Source organism: Paraburkholderia sediminicola, from assembly GCF_046026675.1.
GTDB lineage: Bacteria > Pseudomonadota > Gammaproteobacteria > Burkholderiales > Burkholderiaceae > Paraburkholderia > Paraburkholderia sediminicola_F.
On record NZ_JAQQEY010000002.1, the window covers coordinates 3,127,434 to 3,146,257 of the forward strand.

14 protein-coding genes and 1 pseudogene are annotated in these 18,824 nt (G+C 63.9%); 11 read left to right on the forward strand and 4 right to left on the reverse strand.

The annotated features are described in order from the left end of the window. Positions 1-51: 51 nt before the first annotated feature. The 8 genes from PQQ86_RS33695 to PQQ86_RS33730 all read left to right on the forward strand — a co-directional run bounded on the left by PQQ86_RS33695 (position 52) and on the right by PQQ86_RS33730 (position 12,312). Positions 52-1,293, forward strand: coding sequence for a formylglycine-generating enzyme family protein (locus tag PQQ86_RS33695; protein ID WP_408277111.1), 1,242 nt, complete (start codon positions 52-54; stop codon positions 1,291-1,293). A gap of 87 nt (positions 1,294-1,380) precedes the next feature. After that, entirely contained in the window at positions 1,381-2,472 is a 1,092-nt protein-coding gene (locus tag PQQ86_RS33700; protein WP_408277114.1) for an HAD family hydrolase, read from the forward strand. 112 nt (positions 2,473-2,584) lie between these two features. Beyond that, complete coding sequence (locus tag PQQ86_RS33705) at positions 2,585-4,279, forward strand: arylsulfatase (RefSeq protein WP_408277117.1); 1,695 nt, start codon at positions 2,585-2,587, stop codon at positions 4,277-4,279. A 140-nt stretch (positions 4,280-4,419) separates the two neighbouring features. Continuing rightward, positions 4,420-7,122 (forward strand): fused MFS/spermidine synthase, encoded by a 2,703-nt coding sequence (locus PQQ86_RS33710; RefSeq protein ID WP_408277120.1) that lies wholly within the window; start codon positions 4,420-4,422, stop codon positions 7,120-7,122. A 230-nt stretch (positions 7,123-7,352) separates the two neighbouring features. Next, positions 7,353-7,673: a hypothetical protein gene (locus tag PQQ86_RS33715; protein ID WP_408279422.1), complete on the forward strand. Its 321-nt coding sequence runs from the start codon at positions 7,353-7,355 to the stop codon at positions 7,671-7,673. After that, positions 7,670-8,719: a multidrug transporter subunit MdtN gene (mdtN, locus tag PQQ86_RS33720; RefSeq protein ID WP_408277123.1), complete on the forward strand. Its 1,050-nt coding sequence runs from the start codon at positions 7,670-7,672 to the stop codon at positions 8,717-8,719. Before PQQ86_RS33715 ends, mdtN begins: the two co-directional genes overlap by 4 nt. Then, positions 8,700-10,730 (forward strand): FUSC family protein, encoded by a 2,031-nt coding sequence (locus PQQ86_RS33725; protein ID WP_408277126.1) that lies wholly within the window; start codon positions 8,700-8,702, stop codon positions 10,728-10,730. The genes mdtN and PQQ86_RS33725 overlap by 20 nt, the downstream gene beginning before the upstream one ends. Continuing rightward, positions 10,717-12,312 (forward strand): TolC family protein, encoded by a 1,596-nt coding sequence (locus tag PQQ86_RS33730; RefSeq protein WP_408277128.1) that lies wholly within the window; start codon positions 10,717-10,719, stop codon positions 12,310-12,312. Before PQQ86_RS33725 ends, PQQ86_RS33730 begins: the two co-directional genes overlap by 14 nt. 8 nt (positions 12,313-12,320) lie before the next feature. On the opposite strand, the pseudogene PQQ86_RS33735 reads toward PQQ86_RS33730, so the two are convergent. Then, positions 12,321-13,035: pseudogene (locus PQQ86_RS33735) on the reverse strand (NAD(P)H-dependent flavin oxidoreductase). A gap of 29 nt (positions 13,036-13,064) precedes the next feature. After that, positions 13,065-13,268 carry a tautomerase family protein gene (locus PQQ86_RS33740; RefSeq protein ID WP_154566387.1) on the reverse strand — a complete coding sequence of 68 codons (204 nt, stop codon included), beginning with the start codon at positions 13,266-13,268 and terminating at the stop codon, positions 13,065-13,067. Positions 13,269-13,450: 182 nt separating this feature from the next. Here PQQ86_RS33740 and PQQ86_RS33745 point away from each other — a divergent pair, with 182 nt between their 5' ends. From PQQ86_RS33745 to PQQ86_RS33755, 3 genes are all read left to right on the forward strand, one after another. Then, positions 13,451-14,425: a LysR family transcriptional regulator gene (locus PQQ86_RS33745; protein WP_408277131.1), complete on the forward strand. Its 975-nt coding sequence runs from the start codon at positions 13,451-13,453 to the stop codon at positions 14,423-14,425. A gap of 13 nt (positions 14,426-14,438) precedes the next feature. Further along, positions 14,439-15,365, forward strand: a complete 927-nt coding sequence (locus PQQ86_RS33750) for a LysR family transcriptional regulator (protein ID WP_408277133.1) — start codon at positions 14,439-14,441, stop codon at positions 15,363-15,365. A gap of 196 nt (positions 15,366-15,561) precedes the next feature. After that, entirely contained in the window at positions 15,562-16,836 is a 1,275-nt protein-coding gene (locus tag PQQ86_RS33755; RefSeq protein WP_408277136.1) for an MFS transporter, read from the forward strand. Positions 16,837-17,035: 199 nt separating this feature from the next. Here PQQ86_RS33755 and PQQ86_RS33760 read toward each other — a convergent pair whose 3' ends face one another. Continuing rightward, the gene (locus PQQ86_RS33760; RefSeq protein WP_408277138.1) at positions 17,036-17,599 is read right to left on the reverse strand and encodes a DinB family protein; all 564 of its coding nucleotides are present in this window, start codon (positions 17,597-17,599) and stop codon (positions 17,036-17,038) included. A gap of 231 nt (positions 17,600-17,830) precedes the next feature. Continuing rightward, positions 17,831-18,751: a LysR family transcriptional regulator gene (locus PQQ86_RS33765; protein ID WP_408277141.1), complete on the reverse strand. Its 921-nt coding sequence runs from the start codon at positions 18,749-18,751 to the stop codon at positions 17,831-17,833. Positions 18,752-18,824: the final 73 nt, after the last annotated feature.

Here is an 18,824-nt window from a genome sequence, read left to right on the forward strand (position 1 = left end):
CTGGCCTGCGTTTGCTAAAGGACCAGCCGCTTCACCCGCGTGAGAGAAGGGATGATGAGTTCAGGAAAACGTGGCACGGTAACGGCTGCCCGCTCTGCAGGCACGCCTTCCGCAACTTCAGCACCCACCGCGCGCTATCGCAAGCTGCTCTTGTGGGGCGCGCTTCTCGTCATGCTTCCTGCATGTGTCGGCGCGGCAGTCAGTTGGGCCTTCGCCTCTCGCACGCAAGCTCATTCTCAAGTTGTCTACGGCGACGGAACGCACGGCCCGCTCGGCATGGCATGGGTTCCCGGCGGACAATTTCTGATGGGCAGCGACTCGAAGCAGGCGCAGCCCAACGAGCGTCCCGCCCACAAGGTGCGCGTGCATGGTTTCTGGATGGACCGTCATCACGTGACCAATGCTGAATTCCGCAAATTCGTCGAAGCAACCGGCTACGTCACCACCGCCGAGAAGAAACCCGACTGGGACACCCTGAAGGTGCAGCTGCCGCCTGACACGCCGCGTCCGCCTGACAGCGCGATGGTAGCCGGCGCGATGGTATTCGTCGGCACCAATCACCCCGTGCCGCTGGAAGACTATTCGCAGTGGTGGCGCTACGTGCCCGGCGCGAACTGGCGCCACCCCACCGGGCCGGACAGCAACATCGTCGGCAAAGACGATCACCCGGTCGTTCAAGTTTCCTACGAAGATGCGCAGGCCTATGCGAAATGGGCCGGCAAACGCCTGCCCACCGAAGCCGAATGGGAGTTCGCCGCGCGTGGCGGTCTCGAGCAGGCCACTTACGCCTGGGGCAATCAATTCGCGCCGGACGGCAAGCAGATGGCCAACGTCTGGCAAGGCCAGGAGCCGCAGGCGTTTCCTGTGGTCAGCCCCAAGGCGGGAGGCGCACTCGGCACGAGTCCGGTCGGCACCTTTCCGGCGAACGGCTACGGACTCTCCGACATGACCGGCAACGCCTGGCAGTGGGTGGCCGACTGGTATCGCGCCGACCAGTTCCGGCGTGAAGCGGTGAGCACCAGCACCATCGACAACCCGATCGGCCCGCGCAATTCCTGGGATCCGGCCGATCAGGGCGTCCCCGTCGACGCACCCAAGCGGGTGACACGCGGCGGCTCGTTCCTCTGCAATGAAGCCTACTGCCTGAGCTACCGTCCCAGCGCGCGGCGCGGCACCGACCCCTACAACAGCATGTCGCATCTCGGCTTTCGCCTCGTGATGGACGAAGACACCTGGAAGCAACCACTGGCACGTCAAGCGTCGGCTCGCGCCGCAGGCGCAGACGGAAGCTAGGGCGCGCTGCCCTTTCGAGCTGTACCCGTTTCTCCCGCGTACTGTCGCTCGCGGGTCATGGAAGTGTGCAATCGGAATGGAGGTCGGATGCAGTCGATTTATCAATCGAAGTGGTCGAAACGTACCACGGGGTCGATCCGCCCTGCATTCAGGTCGGCGGTCGGCGTCGCCCTGGTCGCGCTCGGTGTCGCGCTATGCGCAGTCGGTTGCACGACGCCTGGCGGCAAGAACGCAGCAACGCCGACGGCAGTCAGCTCTGCAGCCGCACTGCCCTCATGGCGTGACGGACCGGCAAAACAGACGATCCAGAAATTCGTCGCCGATGTCACGCGCGAAGGCTCGCCGAACTACGTGCCGCCTGCTGAACGCATTGCCGTGTTCGATAACGACGGCACGCTCTGGAGCGAGCAACCGCTGTACTTCCAGTTCGCCTTCATGCTCGACCAGGTGAAAGCGGCCGCACCGAAGCATCCCGAGTGGAAGAACAATCCAGCCTTCAAGGCATTGGTTGCCAAAGACTATGGCGCGTTAGCGGGCTTGCAGAAACAGCTGCTGCAACTGGTCGCAGCCGCCAATAGCGGCATGACCGTAGACGACTACGACAAGACCATCCGCGACTGGCTGGCCAGCGCGCGGCATCCGAAATTCAATCGCCCTTACACCGAACTCGTCTATCAACCGCAACTGGAGTTGCTCACCTACCTGCGCGCCAACGGCTTCAAGACCTTCATCGTGTCGGGCGGCACCATCGAATTCATGCGGCCCTGGGCCGAAAAGGCGTACGGCATTCCGCCCGAGCAGGTGATCGGCTCGAGCCAGGTGGTGCAGTACCAGATGCGTGACGGCCAGCCTGTGCTGGTGCGCCAGCCGAAGCTCGATTTCGTCGACGACGGTCCCGGCAAACCGGTCGGCATCTATCGGAACATCGGCCGCAAGCCCATTCTCGCGTTCGGCAATTCGGACGGCGATCTGCAGATGCTGCAGTACACCGCGTCCGGCAGCGGCCCGCACCTCGCCTTGCTGGTGCATCACGACGACGCCGTACGTGAATTCGCGTACGACCGCACCTCAAAGATCGGCAAGCTCGACAAGGCCTGGGACGAAGCGATCGCCGACGGCTGGACCGTGGTCAGCATGAAGGACGACTGGCAAACCATCTATCCCGCACCAAAGCAGTAGATGCACGCGTGAGAGCGCGAGCCGCGTGCAGGTTGCGGCCGCTACGAGGCAACCCGGCGCGCAAGGAACGCGCGGCGGGTGAACCACAAGGCAACTCCATTGGAGCAACACGATGAGAATGTTCCAGCGAAAGGGGCGCTACGCGGCCGGGGCGACAGTGATCGCCCTCGCCGCGTTCAGTGCATTGATTCTTCCATCCATCAACGCGCCCGCGCAGACTCAAGCGCCGGCCAAACCGGCGGCTGCACCCGCGACCAGTGCGCCGCAACAACCCGCCGCCAAGGCGTCGTCGAAGCCGAATATCCTTGTGATTTTCGGCGATGACATCGGGCAGACGAATATCAGCGCCTACTCGCGCGGCGTGGTGGGTTACAAGACCCCGAACATCGATCGCGTTGCGAACGAAGGGATGATCTTTACGGACTACTACGCGGAGAACAGCTGTACGGCGGGGCGTTCGTCCTTCATCACCGGGCAGACGCCGTTGCGTACCGGGCTCTCCAAGGTCGGCGCACCAGGTGCACCGGTCGGCCTGCAGAAGACCGACATGACAATCGCCCAGGCGCTCAAACCGCTCGGCTATGCGACCGGCCAGTTCGGCAAGAATCACCTTGGCGACAAGAACGAGTACCTGCCGACCAATCACGGTTTCGACGAGTTCTACGGCAATCTGTATCACCTGAACGCGGAGGAAGAACCCGAGCGCCCGTACTGGCCGAAGGACAAGAACGACCCATACGTGAAGAACTTCTCGCCGCGCGGAGTGATTCATAGCACCTCGGACGGCAAGATTCAGGATACGGGTCCGCTCACGGCCAAGCGCATGGAAACCATCGACGACGAAACTGGCGCCCACGCGGAAGAATTCATCCGCAAGCAGGTCAAGACCGGCACGCCCTTCTTCGTCTGGATGAACTTCACGCGCATGCACGTTTTCACACACGTGCGGCCTGAGTTCAGAGGCAAGAGCGGCATGCCCGGCAACGAATATGCCGACGGCATGTGGGAGCACGATCAGGACGTCGGCAAACTGCTCAAACTGCTGGACGATCTGAATATCTCCAAGAACACCATCGTCATTTATACGACCGACAACGGACCGAATCAGTTCTCCTGGCCCGACGCGGCGACGACGCCGTTCCGCAGCGAAAAGGACTCCAACTGGGAAGGCGCGTTCCGTGTGCCGGCGATGGTGCGATGGCCGGGGCATATCAAGCCGGGAGCCGTGTCCAACGAGATGATCTCGGGGCTCGACTGGTTCCCGACACTGCTTGCGGCAGCAGGCGACTCCGGCGTCAAGGACCGGCTTTTGAAGGGGTGGGCTCCCAAAGCGGGCGGCGCGAGTTTCAAGAATCACCTCGACGGATATAACCAGCTACCGTTCCTGACAGGACAGACGACCAAGGACCCGCGCACCGAGTTCTACTATTTCGACGACGACGGCGATCTGGTGGCCATGCGCTGGGATCAGGACGGCAACGCCTGGAAGGCGGTGTTCTGCGAGCAGCGCGCGAAAGGTAACCTGAACATCTGGCAGGACCCGCTTGTCTGCCTGCGTCTGCCGAAGCTGTTCAATCTACGCATGGATCCTTATGAACGGGCGGACATCACCTCGGATCAATACAACGACTGGGTCACGAAGAACGTTTACCTGAACGGCATCGCTACACTGAAAGCGTCGACGTTCCTGGAAACCTTCGTTGCCTTCCCGCCGAGCCAGCGTCCCGCGAGCTTCAGCGTGGACGGCGTACGCAGGCAGGTCGACAAGAAGATCGACGAGTCCTTCAAGAAGCGCGGACTCGAGTAAGACGTAGTGCAGTTGCGCCTGCCGGCTTTAACCGGTGGGCGCAACTTTTCGGTCGCGGTCAAACCGCGTCGAGCCGATCCAAAGCACTTCTATTCGGTTCAGTTACGTTCAGTTCACACCATCCCAACGCACCTCATCCCATGACCCAAACGCTGGCCAACCGTGCCAAAAGCTCACGCCGTGAGCGCCGCGCACATGAACGCGCACAGCGTCGCGACGATGCACCCTTGCACGCGCCCCAGCAAGAAGTCGCCAGCCCGAGTTTGCCGGTCGCCTGGCCGGTGCTGCTTCTGTTTGTCTCGGGCGCGGCATCGCTGATTTACCAGGTCCTGTGGATCAAGCAACTCGCGCTTGTGGTCGGCGTGGAGGTGCAAGCCGTGACGACCGGTGTCAGTGCTTTTTTTGCGGGCCTTGCAGTGGGCGGCTGGGCCTTCGGCAGGCTCGCGGACCGGCTCGCGCGGCCCTTGCGTCTGTATGCGCTGCTCGAAGCCGGTGTTCTGGCGCTGGCGCTCGCCAGCACGTGGATGCTGCCGCATGCCGCAGCGCCGTTCGCCTCGCTGCAAGATCGGATCGGACCGCTTGCCTGGGCGTTACCCTTTGTCCTGGTCGGCTTGCCCGCCATCCTGATGGGCGGCACGCTGCCGGTGCTGATGCGCGCGCTGTGCCCCACGGCTGCCCAGATGGGCCGCTCCGGCGCCCGTCTCTATGCGGCCAATACAGCCGGCGCGATTGCCGGCACGCTGGCCGCGAGTTTTGTCCTGATTCCATCGCTCGGCGTGCAGGGCTGCGCGTTTGCCGCTGCTGCGCTGAATGCAGTCGCGGCACTTGTTGCCGCGCTGCTGGGGCGCACACAGCGCGCGCTCGTGCCGGTTGTTGGGGCGTCTTCATCGGCAGTCGCGTCGGGCCGGTCTACGGTGGGTGTCACGCATGATGTGGTTTCCTCGGCTGCCCCCGACGCTACGCGCAACGACGCACATACTTCTGCCGTACCAACTCAGCGTCCCGCGCTCGCCTCAAAAGCGCGCCTTGCGCTCGTGCTCTACGCGCTTGCCGGCGGCGTCGCGCTCGGTTACGAGGTGGTGTGGTCGCAGGTGATCGTGCAATTCATCAGCACCCGCAGTTTTGCCTTCGCCGTGGTGCTTGCAACCTATCTGCTGGGCCTCACGCTCGGTAGCGCGCTGGCGTCGCGCTACGCCGATCGGGCACGCGATCCGTGGGGCGCGTTTGCCGTGCTGATCGTGTCGGCCGGACTGATCGCGCTGCTCGAGATCGCGGTACTAAGCAACGGATTGCTGCACTGGCAAAGCCTCGCGCGCGAAGCCGCACTCGGCGCCACGGGTAGTCTGTTGACGGCCATGTGCGCAGGCTTCGCGGTGGCGGCCGTGTGCGTCGTCTTCGTACCTACCGTGCTGCTGGGCGCGGCGTTCCCTTTCGCGTTGCGCCTGAACGTGGACAACCGGCACACGGGGCGCGACGTCGGCGCCGTGGTGGCGCTCAATACCGCCGGTGGGATCGGAGGCACCCTGTTGACCGGTTTCGTGCTCGTGCCGCAGTTAGGCCTCGTTCACACACTCGCGGCGCTTGCCGTTCTCGCGGGCGTAGTGAGTGTGGTCGCCGTGCTGCGCGGCTCGGACGTGCGGCCGTTCGCGCGCCGGAGTGTGCCCGTCCTCGCCGCGCTGACGCTCGTCACCGTGATCGTGACGCCATCCGACCGGCTCGCCACGCTGCTCGCCGAATCGCGCGGCGGCAATCTGACCTTCTACGAGGAAAGTGCGGGTGGCACGGTGGCGGTCGTCGAACAGAACGCTGGCCAGCGACAATTTCGGCGGCTCTATATCCAGGGCGTATCCAACTCCGGCGACACGATGGCGTCGCTACGATATATGCGCCTGCAAGCGCTGTTGCCTTTGATCATCCACCGCGAGACGCCGCGCACGGCGTTGGTGATCGGACTCGGCACCGGCATTACCGGCGGCGCGCTGCTAACCTGGCCTGGGCTTGAGCACCGCGCGGTCGCCGAATTGTTGCCGGCCGTGGTGCGCGCCGCGCCGCAGTTCAAGGGCAACTACGGCATGAGCACCGATGCCCGCATGGACATCCGGATGCGCGACGGACGGCGCGAACTGCTGCGCAACGCCGAACGCTACGACCTGATCACGCTTGAACCGCCGCCGCCGTCGGCCGCGGGTGTGGTCAATCTGTACTCGTCGGATTTCTATCGTCTGGCGGCGTCGCGCCTGCAGCAAGGCGGCATCGTCGCGCAATGGCTGCCGTTGCCGACGCAGAATGAAGAGGACACGCGCTCGCTGATCCAGAGCTTCATCCAGGTGTTTCCGCACGCCGCGCTGTGGACCACCGAGTTGCACGAGATGATGCTGGTGGGTTCGATGCAGCCGCTCGAACTGGACGTGCCGCGGATCGAGGCGCGCTTTGCGCAACCGCAGGTCGCTGCGGCGCTGCGCGAAGTCGGCATTGCGTCGCCGGCGGCGCTGCTCGCCACCTGGATCACAGACCGCGCCGGCCTCGAGTACTACGCCGCGGACGCCCAGCCGGTCACGGACGACCAACCACGCATCGAGTACGCCACGTGGGTTCGCCAGGACGCATTTCCGACGACGTTGGCACACTTGCTTGCGCTTCACACCGCGCCGCCGTTGCAGGGCGCCGACGACACGTTCCGCGCCGCCATGGAACAGTCGCGCGGTGCATTGCAGAGTTTCTATTCAGCCGGGCTGGATGCCTACAAAGGCGATCGTGACGCGTGGGCGCAGGACATCAGCAATGCCATCCGCACGGACCCGGACAATGCTTACTATCGATGGATCATCGGCGACGATAGATAGTCAGGCGCTGCAGGCCGCGCTGGAACAGACGCATGCAAGCCGCCCGTTCAAGCAATACGGCGGCGCCGTTCCAACCGTTAGGTCGCAGCCGGGACAGCTTGACGCTGGGAAGTACCCCTTATAGCGCGAAAGCGAGAGAGCGGAAAACATCGAAACGAAACGGTGGCGCTGGTAAAGTGCCCGTTATTTCGTTGATTCCACCACGTATTCACTCACCTCGCGACGCCGCAATGCCGTTCAAGCCAAATCAAAGAAGCGCCTGCGACCCGATCGTGCTCCGCACGCGGCATCTTCCGGCCATCGCTGCCCTGAGCCTGTCCTTGCAGGGGTGTACGCTGCGCGGTGCGCCGTCGTATGAAATCTTCGGCGCCTACTTCCCGCTCTGGCTGTTGAGCGCGGTGGTCGGACTCATCGGTGCGCTTGTCGCCCATCGGATCTTCGTGTCCACGGGGTGGGCGCAGGTCGTTCCGTTTCAGCTCTCCGTCTGCGTAGCTATCGGTTTGACGGTCGGCGTGCTCTTCTGGCTTTCGGGAACAGGACAGCTCTTATGAAAATCGCCGGCAAGCGGAAAGCCTCCGTCAAGGGCCGTGTGATCGCGGGCGTGATCGTCGTACTCGGCCTCGCGGCGGCCTGGTACGGCTATGACCGGACCACCCGGTTTCCGTCAACGGACGACGCGACGATCGATGCCGACGTCGTCCACGTCGCGTCGCCGGTCGGCGGCCGGATCATCAGGCTGCCGGTGGAAGAGAACCAGCGGGTCGCGAAGGGCGACGTGCTCTTCGAGATCGATCCCGTGCCTTACCGGCTCGCGGTCGCGCAAGCCCAGGCCGACCTCGAACTGGCGCGCGCGACACTCGACACGCGACGCAGGTCGATTGTCGGCGAGCGCGCCACAGCGGTTATCGCCGGCGATCAGACCGGCAAAGCGGCACACAACTATGAACTGGCATCGCGCACCGTAGAGCGGCTCACGCCGCTCGTGGCGAAGGGTTATGTCCCGGTTCAGCAACTGGATCAGGCGCAGGTCGCGCAGCATGACGCGGCGTTGTCGCTGAAGCAGGCGCAGGAGCAGAAGCAGGCCACCGCGCAGACGATCGGCGACGAAGCCGGCGCCGTCGCCTCGGTGCATGCGCGCGAGGCGGCCCTCGCGCTTGCGCAGCGCGGCCTCGACGACACCGTCGTGCGCGCGCCGCAGAATGGCTTCGTCACGGGGTTATCGGTGCTGGCGGGCGAGACGATCGCGCCGCATCAGTCGATCTTCACACTCGTCCACGCGGACGAATGGTTCGCCGTCGCCAACTTCCGGGAAGGCGCGCTCGCGCGGATCGAGCCAGGCGATTGTGCGACCGTCTATTCGATGATCGACCGCAGCCAGGCGATCCACGGCAAAGTGGTCGGAATCGGCGCGGGCGTTGCCGATTCCGACCGTATCAATCTGCCGCGCACCTTGCCGATCGTGCAGCAGTCCGTCAACTGGGTGCGGGTCGCCCAGCGCTTCCCCGTGCGTGTGCGGCTCGACGAGCCGGCCGCCCGGCTGGTGCGGATCGGTGCGAGCGCGATAGTCGAGGTCCGGCATGGCGCAGCCTGCCGGTGATCTTGCCCGACCGGGCCCCGCCGACATCCTGAAGCTGCTTGCGCCCTATCCCGGGCGCGCGGCGATGGCGACCCGCATCGCGCTGATCTGCGCGTTGACGGCGTTCGTGACGAGCGCGTACGGCACGCCGGAAGCGGCGATCTCCGCCTATGTCGTGTTCTTCCTGAACCGGCCCGACCGGGTGCTGAGCGTGATGCTGAGCTCGGCGCTGCTGGTGCTGGTCACGGTGATGATCGGATTGGTCACGGTGGTGGCCATGTTCGCGCTCGACGATCCCATGTGGCGGGTTGCGTGCATCACGGGGCTATCGTTCGGTCTGCTGTTCGTGACCTCGGCGAGCAAGCTGCGGCCGGTGGGCGCGATCCTCGCGATGATCGTCGGCTTTGCGCTCGACGAACTCGGCAGCGTACCGTTCGGCGAAGTGGCGACGCGCGCCCTGCTCTACGTCTGGCTGATGGTCGCGATCCCGGTCGGCATCTCGATCGGCGTTAATCTGCTGATCGCGCCGTCGCCGCGGAAGCTGGCCGGCCGCGCGCTCGCGAAGCGTCTGCGACTCTCGGCGCAGAGCCTGGTCGACCCCGAGGCGACAGCCGACGAACTCAGCGCATGTCTGCGCGAGGGCGACGCGGAAATCGGCACGTGGCTCAAGCTCTCGGTTGTCGACGGATCGTCGGTGCGTGACGATGTCGGGCCACTGCGGCAGGCCGTGTCATCGACGCTGACGATTCTGGTCGCGGCCGATCTCGCGGTGCGTGAACCGTCGGGACGGCTACCGGCATCGTTCGCCGCGCCTATCGCCGAGACGCTGGAGAACATGGCCCGGATGCTCGAGGAAGGCGGCTATCCTGTCGACATCGAACTCAAGCTGCCTGGCATCGCCGAACTGACGCCGCTCGCGCGGCTCGTCGTCGAGGATCTGCACGATGCGATCGCCCGCTTCGCTGTGGTCGAGGCGCAAGCTGATGTCAAAGCCGAACCCACGCCGCCACCCGCCGCCAAACGCGGCGGGTTCTTCCTACCGGATGCCTTCACCAATCCCGAACACGTCCGCTACGCGCTGAAAACCACGGTGGCGGCGATGTTCTGCTATCTGCTCTATTCGCAGATCAACTGGCCGGGTATCCACACCTGCTTCATCACGGTCTACATGGTGTCGCTCGGCACCACCGCTGAAACCGTCGAGAAGATGACACTGCGGATCGCCGGGTGTCTCGTGGGCGCGCTCCTGGGTATCGCGGCGATCGTGTTCGTCACGCCCGTGCTGACGTCCGTCGCCGGGTTGATGACGCTCGTGCTGGTCGGTGCATGGCTGTCGGCGTGGATCGCTTTCGGTTCGCCACGGATGGCGTATGCCGGCTTCCAGATCGCCCTGGTGTTCTTCATGTGCGTGTTGCAGGGCGCGGCGCCTGGCTACGATCTGACGCTTGCGCGGGATCGCACGATCGGGATCCTGATCGGCAACGTAGTCGTCTATCTGGTTTTTACGCGTGTTTGGCCGGTCACCGTGGCCGCGCGCATCGACGCTGGACTCACCACGCTGCGGCAGCAATGGGAACGACTGACGGCACTGCCGGATGCCGTCACGCGCCGCGCGCAGGCCGCGAGCGCCATGGCTCAGTGCGGCGCGCTGGAACAGGATATCGCGCTGATGCATTACGAACCGTCGTGGGTTCGTCCCGAAGCGCAGTGGATCGCCGAGCGCCGCAGCGCGCTGGCGAAGCTCGATGCGCTGGAAGGGCCGATGTTCCTGCTCGCCGAACGCCGGCCGGGCGATGCCGCGATTGAAGGCTGGATCAAGCGGGCCATGGACGGGCTTCCGATGCCGTCGGCTGAAACCGGCGCCAAGGTCACACCTTTACCCGTCGCCCCGAATGCGGCTCTACCGGAAGCAGCAGCCTACGACGACACACGCACCGCTTTGCTACGCCTCGGCGATGCACGCCTCACTCAACTCGAACACGCTGCGTCGGACGACGCAGCGAAGGGACTCGCGACCCATGCGCCGGCTTAACCCTTCATTCGCACTGGCGATCCTGGCCGCAGCGGGTTTGACCGGATGCGCCACGTCATCGCTGGACATGGCGCCGGACAGTCCCGACCATCCGTGGCAGCCACCGACGGACGCGACCGGCGCCATCATGCCTGGGCCGGCTTCGGCTGCTTCCGCTGCTTCGTTTAACTCTGCTACTTCGGGTAATTCAGCGGCCCCGACTACCTCCACACACAGCTACCAGCTCCCCGCCAATCCCGCACTCGCCGCCGTGCCACCTCCGCCAGCACTCGAGCAGGCGCATGCATACGACCTACCCGAACTGATCGATCTGGCGGAGTCAGCGAACCCGCTAACCCGCATCGCGTGGAATGACGCGCGCAACGTAGCACTCGCGGCCGGCATCGCGAAGAGCGCATACCTTCCGCAACTGTCGGTCGCGGCGATGGGGCAATACACCGGTTTTCATAATTCGGAGACGTCCGTGCTCGGTGATTCGTCGGCGAGCGCAACGGGGCACGGCATGACTTCGGTGGTCGCGCTGCAATGGCTGCTGTTCGATTTTGGCGGACGCGCCGCGCGCGTCGAGGCCGCGTCGCAGGCCTCGGTGATGGCGAACATCGCCTTCACTGCGGTTCACCAACAGGTGATCTTCGACGTCAGCGTCGCGTTCTACGCGTACCAGGCCGCGCGCGCTCGCATCGTCACGACACAACAGGGTCTCGATAACGCCGACGCGATCCTGGCTGCCGCGCAGTCGCGCTACAAGCATGGCATCGGCACCGTCATCGAAGTCGCGCAGGCCAACCAGAATCGCGCGCAGGCGAGGCTCGCGCTGGTCCAGGCGCAGGGCGCCGAAAGCAACAGCTATCTCGCGTTGATCGCCGCGATGGGGATTTCTCCGTTGTCGAAGCCCAGGATCGCGGAGATGCCGGCACACACGCTCCCGGCAATCACGAACGACTCGATCGACCGGATCGTGTCGTCCGCCATCGCTCGCCGCCCGGACGTGTTGAGCGCCTATGCGGCCGAGCGGGTCAATCTGGCGAAGGTGAAGGCGGCTGAGTCGGATTTCATGCCGAAGGTGTTCGTCTCGGCGAACGGCGCGTACAACACCGGCAGCTCGTCGATTTCGGCGGTGCCGGCCATCGGTCAGCAACTGCCGACGGTGAATCTGAGCGGCGGCCGCTACGGCGGCAGCGTGATCGTCGGCGTGACGATTCCGCTGTATGACGGCGGCCTGAGATCGGCCGTGCTCGCGCAAGCGCGCAACGATGCCGACAGCGCGTCGACCCGTCTCACTCGAAGCCGCGAAGAAGCGGTTCGGCAAATCGTCGCCGCGCAGAATACGCTGCAGACGAGTCTCGCCGCACAGGCCGCAGCCAAAGAGTTACTTGCCGCCGCACAAACGACGTATGACGCCGCGTTCGATGCATATCGGCACGGTGTCGGCTCAGTCACCGACGCGCTGCTTGCGCAGAATCAATTGCTGGCAGCGAAGAACGCGGACGCGGATAGTTACAGCAGTTCGTTATCCGCAGCGGCCGCGCTTGCGCTGGCGACTGGCTCGGTTGACTCGATTCCTATGCGGGACAATTGGTGAGCGGATGGTCATGGACGCGGGTCCTGATTGAACGTGCGCCGCCACCCATTCGTTTGCGCTTCGCGCGTCTCGCGAACTAGCGTCTCGACCAGTTCAGCCGCCGGCATCGCCCGCGAAAGCCGCACGGCCTGCCCTGCCCATTGAGCCGCATACTCAGCGCTTCCCTGCGCTTTCGCGGCCGCATGCAACGCCTTGCCGGCGTCATAGGCAATGGGATAGTCAGGCAGCACGGGGCGCGCTGGATCATCGCCCAACTCACTGAACCGGTTCTCGATGCCGCGCGCCACCCGTCCGGAAATCGCGCTAATGAACGTCGTGCGGCTTTCGGGACTCAGCAGTGCGGCACGATACGCGGCATCCGCAGCAGATTCTGGCGATGCCACGACTCGTGTAGATCTCGCGCAGCGCCGCGGGCGGTTTCGCACCGAAGCGCGCGAAGTGCGGCGCCAGATACTCGAGCCAACGCGCCTCCCGAACGGGATCGGCAATGGCCGGCGCGTGGGTAAACACATTGACGTTAAACGGCTTGCTGCTCAACGCACGAATTTCGTGGATCGCCGCCCGCGCGCTCTGCGCGTTCATCGCACCGACACCGAGCGAGCCCAGTGCGCCCGCATTCGATACCGCCGCCACTAGCGCCGGCGTGCCCACGCCCGCCATCGGCGCCTGGATGATCGGCAAAGCAACGCCCAAGCGCGCGAGCAGATTTGGAGAGTGCTTCATGTCCTCAGCCCCTTGAAATCGCGACGCGCTCAACGCTGCCGTGCGCGTATGTCTGTGATCGATTCACCGCCCCAGCCCCAATTGTCCGTATCGATTTCCTCGATCACGACAAAAGTGGCCGCAGGGTCCTTGTGCAACACGCGCACCATAAGATCGGTGGCGCCCTTGATCAACTCGGCCTTCTGCTCGCGCGTGACGCCTTCGCGCGTCACCTCAATCTTGATGTACGGCATGATGCCCTCCTTTCAATTGCCTCAGGTTCGACGCGGGTATTACCAGCGGCCGGCAGTCGTTCCGCCATCCACAAGCACCGCACGGAGTCCCGATGTCTGTCCGGCTCCCATGTAACTCACTATACTTATGCCACTCGCGTCTATAAATACGCTCATGTCAAATTCATTTGATACGCCAAGTAATGAATAGCCCGCGAATCGTCGAACGAACCAGTAAGCGTCAATTCGACGACTTGATGCTCGGCAGCATCGAATTGTTCTGTCTCGCGGCGGAACTGGAGAGCTTTACGGACGCCGCCACCGCGGCCGGCGTCACGCCTGCGGCGGTGAGCCGCTCGGTGTCGCGGCTCGAGGAGCGCCTGGAGGTGCGGCTCTTCGTCCGAACCACACGCCGTATCCGGCTGACCGACGCGGGCAGAACGTATTACGAGCGTTGCCGCGAGGCGCTCGGACAACTCCTCGACGCCGAGCGCGAAGCGACCGGCCAGCAGTCCGCCGCCGCCGGCGTGTTGCGCATCAGCATGCCGACGCCCTATGCGCACTATCGCGTGCTGCCCATCCTGCCGGCGTTCCGCGAACAGCATCCGCAGGTGCGGGTCGACGTGCACATCAGCAATCGCAACATCGACTTCGCCGAGGAAGGCTTCGATCTGGCGATTCGCGGCAGCGCGCCGGGCGAATCGAATCTGATTGCCCGCAAGCTCGAAGACGCGGAACTGGTCGTAGTGGCTAGTCCCGTTTATCTGTCGCGAGCCGGAACCCCGTCGTCGGTCGACGACCTCACCCGCCACGATTGCATCCAGTTCGACCTGCCAAGCAGTGGCCGCAAGATTCCCTGGCTGTTCAAAGACGGGGAGCACATGCAGGAGCATTTCACCGACGGCGGCTATTCGAGCGCGGGCGACGTACTCGGTGGCGTGACATTGGCGCGCTGCGGCGCGGGACTGTTCCAGACGTATCGTTTCGTGGTTGAGCGGGACCTGGCGACTGGCGGTCTGGTGGAAGTGTTGCCGGCGTTCGGCGGCGCTTCGCGGCCGTTCGTGCTGTTGTATCCGCACAAGCGCCATGTGTCGTTGCGGGTGCGACGCTTCGTCGATTTTCTCGTCGATACGCTCGGTTCCGCCCGGCGCGACGACGCCACCTCGTCCCTCCCCTGAAGGCTGACCGGCGATGGATCGAATCGATGCGATGAAAGTGTTCGTCTGCGCCCTCGACGAGGGCAGCCTTGCCGCGGCGGGCCGGCGCCTCGGCCGCTCGCCCGCCGCCGTGAGCCGGGCCATCGCGTTTCTCGAAGCGCACGTCGGCATGGCGCTACTGCATCGCACCACGCGCACGATCAAGCTGAGCGAAGCCGGTGAGCGTTACGCCGCCTCGTGCCGGCGAATCCTGACCGACCTCGAAGAAGCCGATTTGATGATTGCCGGCGAACGTGCGGCGCCGCGCGGCACACTGACGCTGACCGCGCCCGTGGCCGCCGGTCAGGACTTTCTGCGTCCGCTGCTCGACGAGTTTGTGGACCAGTATCCGGAAGTCACCGCGCGTCTCTACCTGCTCGACCGCCCCGCCAACCTGATCGACGAGGGGATCGACGTCGCGCTGCGCATTGCCCACCTGGCCGATTCGACGCTGATCGCGATGCCGGTCGGCGAAGTACGCCGCGTGGTGGTTGCCGCACCGCGCTATCTCGCCAGACACCCGCGGCTCAAGCAGCCCGGCGATCTCGCCCAGCACCGGATTATTTCGATGACGCATTTCGGCGTCGATTCGTGGAGCTTTCCGTCGTCGAACAATTCCGCCGCGCCGCACACGGTGCACTTCACGCCACGGCTGATCGTCAACAGCGTGCAGGGCGCGGTGGCCTCGGCCATCGACGGGCACGGCGTCACGCGGCTCTTTTCCTATCACGTCGCCGAACAGGTCCGCGAAGCATCGTTGAAGATCGTGCTGAGCGGCTACGAGCAGGCGCCGCTCCCCGTTCATCTGCTCACGCCGCAAGGCCGTCTCGCGGTGCCGAAAGTCCGGGCCTTCGTTGACTTCGCGGTACCGCGTCTGCGCGCCCATTTCAGCGCGCTCCAAGCGATCACCGACGCGGATTAAACCGCCGCGCGGAAGAATAGCTGCCGCGCGGCGGCGATTCTCTCGCCGCGCGTTTGTTCGTAAACTGCTCGCCATGGGTAACAGCTGCGGCCAAACCTGGCTGCAACGCCAAACGCATGGAGCAGGCAATGGACTCAGAACAGAACGTGGTGCTCATCGCCGGTGCGCGGTTGCGCGCCGGATCACGGGGGGCGTTATGAATCAGCCAGCTAACGCCGCGGCCGCTGAGGTCGGAGTCGGGTTGACGAACAACACCACCAGCTATGCGGCACGAAACACACTCTACTGGCGCCGCAACCTGTTCATTTGCGTGTTCGGCTCATTTACGACACTCGTCAGTTTGAGCATGCTGCTGCCGTTTCTGCCGCTCTACGTGCAGCAACTCGGCGTGACTTCGCAGGCTGCGATCGTGCAGTGGTCAGGCGTGGCGTTCGGCGCGACCTTTCTCGGCACGGCCGTCACGGCGCCGCTCTGGGGACGTCTGGCCGGTCGTTATGGACGCAAGCCGATGCTCGTGAGGGCGGCGGTCGGCATGGCGATTGTGATGTCCTTGATCGGCATGGCGCACAACGTGACCGAACTGGTCGTATTGCGACTGTTGGCCGGATTGATCGGTGGCTATGCATCGGCGTCAATCGTGATGATCGGCACCCAGGCGCCGCGCGAACGTGCGGGGTGGGCACTCGGCATCCTGTCGACTGGCTCGCTGGCCGGTAGTCTCGTGGGTCCGCTGGTCGGTGGCGTGCTGCCCTCGTTGATCAGCATTCGCAGTACGTTCTTTGCCGGCGGCGCGATGATCGCAGTTGCCGCGCTGCTGACGATCCTGTTCGTACGCGAAGATTTTCATCCGGACTCCGACGCCAAAGCGCGCGCCTCAACCCATGCCACGGCGCCGAAACTGGCCAACCGTACCGTGATGATCACGCTGCTGCTCACCGCGATGATGGTGTTGCTCGCCAATATGTCGATCGAGCCGATCATCACCGTCTATATCGCGCACCTCACTGTGCCCACCGACCATCTGGCCCGCACCGCCGGCATCGTGATGGCATGCTCGGCGTTCGGCAGTATGCTGACCGCGGCGCGGCTTGGCGCACTGGCGGATCGGATCGGCAGCTGGAACGTGATCATCGGTTGCCTCGTGTTGACCGGGCTCGTGATGGTGCCGCAAGCATTCGTCACGCACTGGTGGCAACTGGCTGCCCTGCGCGGGTTGATGGGCATGACGCTGGCCGGCCTGCTGCCGTCGATCGCGAAGCTGGTCCGGCACACGGCCACTGAAAGTCAGTCGGGAACGATGCTCGGGTATCTTCAGTCGGCGCAATTCGCCGGTCAGGTTGTAGGGCCGCTGATCGGTGGCGTGATCGGCGTCCATCTCGGTCTGCACGCTGTGTTCTTTGTCACGGGTTCGCTGCTGATTGCCTGCGCTGCGCTCGGTCAAGCCGTGCGCAATCGGCCGACGCACGCATGACGGCCTCCTTGGTGTTGTTCCACGTCGAAACAATGCCGCCGCAGGACATGGGCGCTACCGGGCTACAACGCGGGCGGCCTCGGCGACTGGGACGGATGCTGTGTTGCTTGGGGCAATTGTTTTAGGCGTCGAACCCCGACGCCTTGGAGCTTTTGAGCGGCTTGGGTATGCGACTTCGTAGCGCGGCGGTATTCGTCGGCTATTGCCCGATATGAGCTGCCTCTGGTAAGGGCACCTGGCCACGAAGCCGGCGTGAAGGCTCCGTTGTGTGCAGATGCACGGCATAGGTGTCCCACGGCAATTTAATGCCTTGCTCTGATCCGTTGGAAACCTGAACCAGAATTCGCCCTGCCTCACCACGGTGATAACCGCCATGGGTCACGACGTGGGTCAGCATCTCTTCGCGCGTCATGCACCCGTTATCCCCATCGGTGAACGCAAAGGGTACAGATTCGGACAACATGGCCGGCGTGACCGTCCTTACATAATCAAGGTACCAGTGATCCACAGCCGTGAGGCCGGCACGCAGTTCCGGGAGCGCCGGGGTGTCCGGCGTATTGTCAGACGCGAAGTGATGACTTTCGCCAATGAGATGCGCTGCGAAGATCCTGTTCACTACCAGACAATGATTCATGAGCCGGGTAGCAAGATGGAGTTCCGCCGGATGATGCTCGGTGCTCAATCCATTCATTGCGTCCAGCAATTCGACATTAGCCCACGCCTGATAGCGGAACATCTTGAGCAGTAGTTCAGCTGCACTCATGTGGCAATCTCCTGATCCGAATAATGTGTGATTCTGGTTTTGCATTATTTCCGGCGAGACCATACGTGTCTACTCGCATTTCCGATGCTGAAGCCGCGATAAGGGAGAAGCCACGCCGAGCACGTTCCCGAGTCGCGGGAGACGCAACAGTTGCGGCCGAAACTCGCATTCTGGTTTCTCGAGGGGTTTTATCAAACCGTCGCTGAACGATTTATCGACGCGCCGGCCGTTTCATTTTCTTCCGCCTGGATCGCCAACGAGTTGCCCTTTCAACAACGCCTCGAGCCAGTCGGCGAACACCTGAACTCTGCGCGATAAATGCTGCCGGTGCGGATAGAGCAAGGTCATCGGCATTGGCGCAGCCCGGTATTCGGGCATCACCTCGATCAGTTCGCCGGCGCGCAGATGCTGCTGCACATCGTATGCAGGAATCTGGATCAAGCCGAGTCCCGCAAGACAGCACGCGATATACGCCTCGGCACTGTTGACGCTCACGCGGCCTTGCGTTGTCAACGTCCTCACGGTTTCGCCATCGAGCCACTCCCAAGCCGCGATACGGCCGCTCGATGGCGACGCATAGTGGACAGCCAGGTGGGTTGCCAGATCGCCGGGCGTGCGAGGCGTGCCGCGTTGGGACAAATAGAGTGGGCTCGCAACATTGATCAACGGCAGATTGCCGATGGGCCGCGCGATCGTGCCGGAATCGTGCAGCTTGCCAACGCGAAGCGCGCAATCGACGCGCTCTTCGACAAGGTCGATCGCGCGATCGGTCAGGCCGAGCTCGATATCGATTCTCGGAAAAGCGACGAGGAATTCCGGCAGCGCGGGGGCGATGATCAACCGGCCGATACGGCCCGGCACGTCGACACGCAGCACGCCGCTCGGTCCTACCGATGTCTGCCGGAACAGGTTCTCGGTCTCCTCGACGTCGGCGATCAGGCGCAGGCAGCGTTCATAGAGCGCGGCGCCGTCCTGGGTCGGCGACACCTTACGCGTTGTCCGATGCAGCAGCCGGGCGCCGAGCCGCCCTTCCAGCTCCTGGATCGCCGCGGATACCGACGAGCGAGGCAAGCCGAGCGTGTCCGCCGCGCGCGTGAAATTCGCGCATTCGACAACGCGTGCGAACACGCGAAACAGGTCAATACGATCCACGGCCCTTTTCCACTGTTCGACTTTTCTGACCAGTGATGTCAGAAACAGTAGGTTTAAATGATTTTCCTGGAAT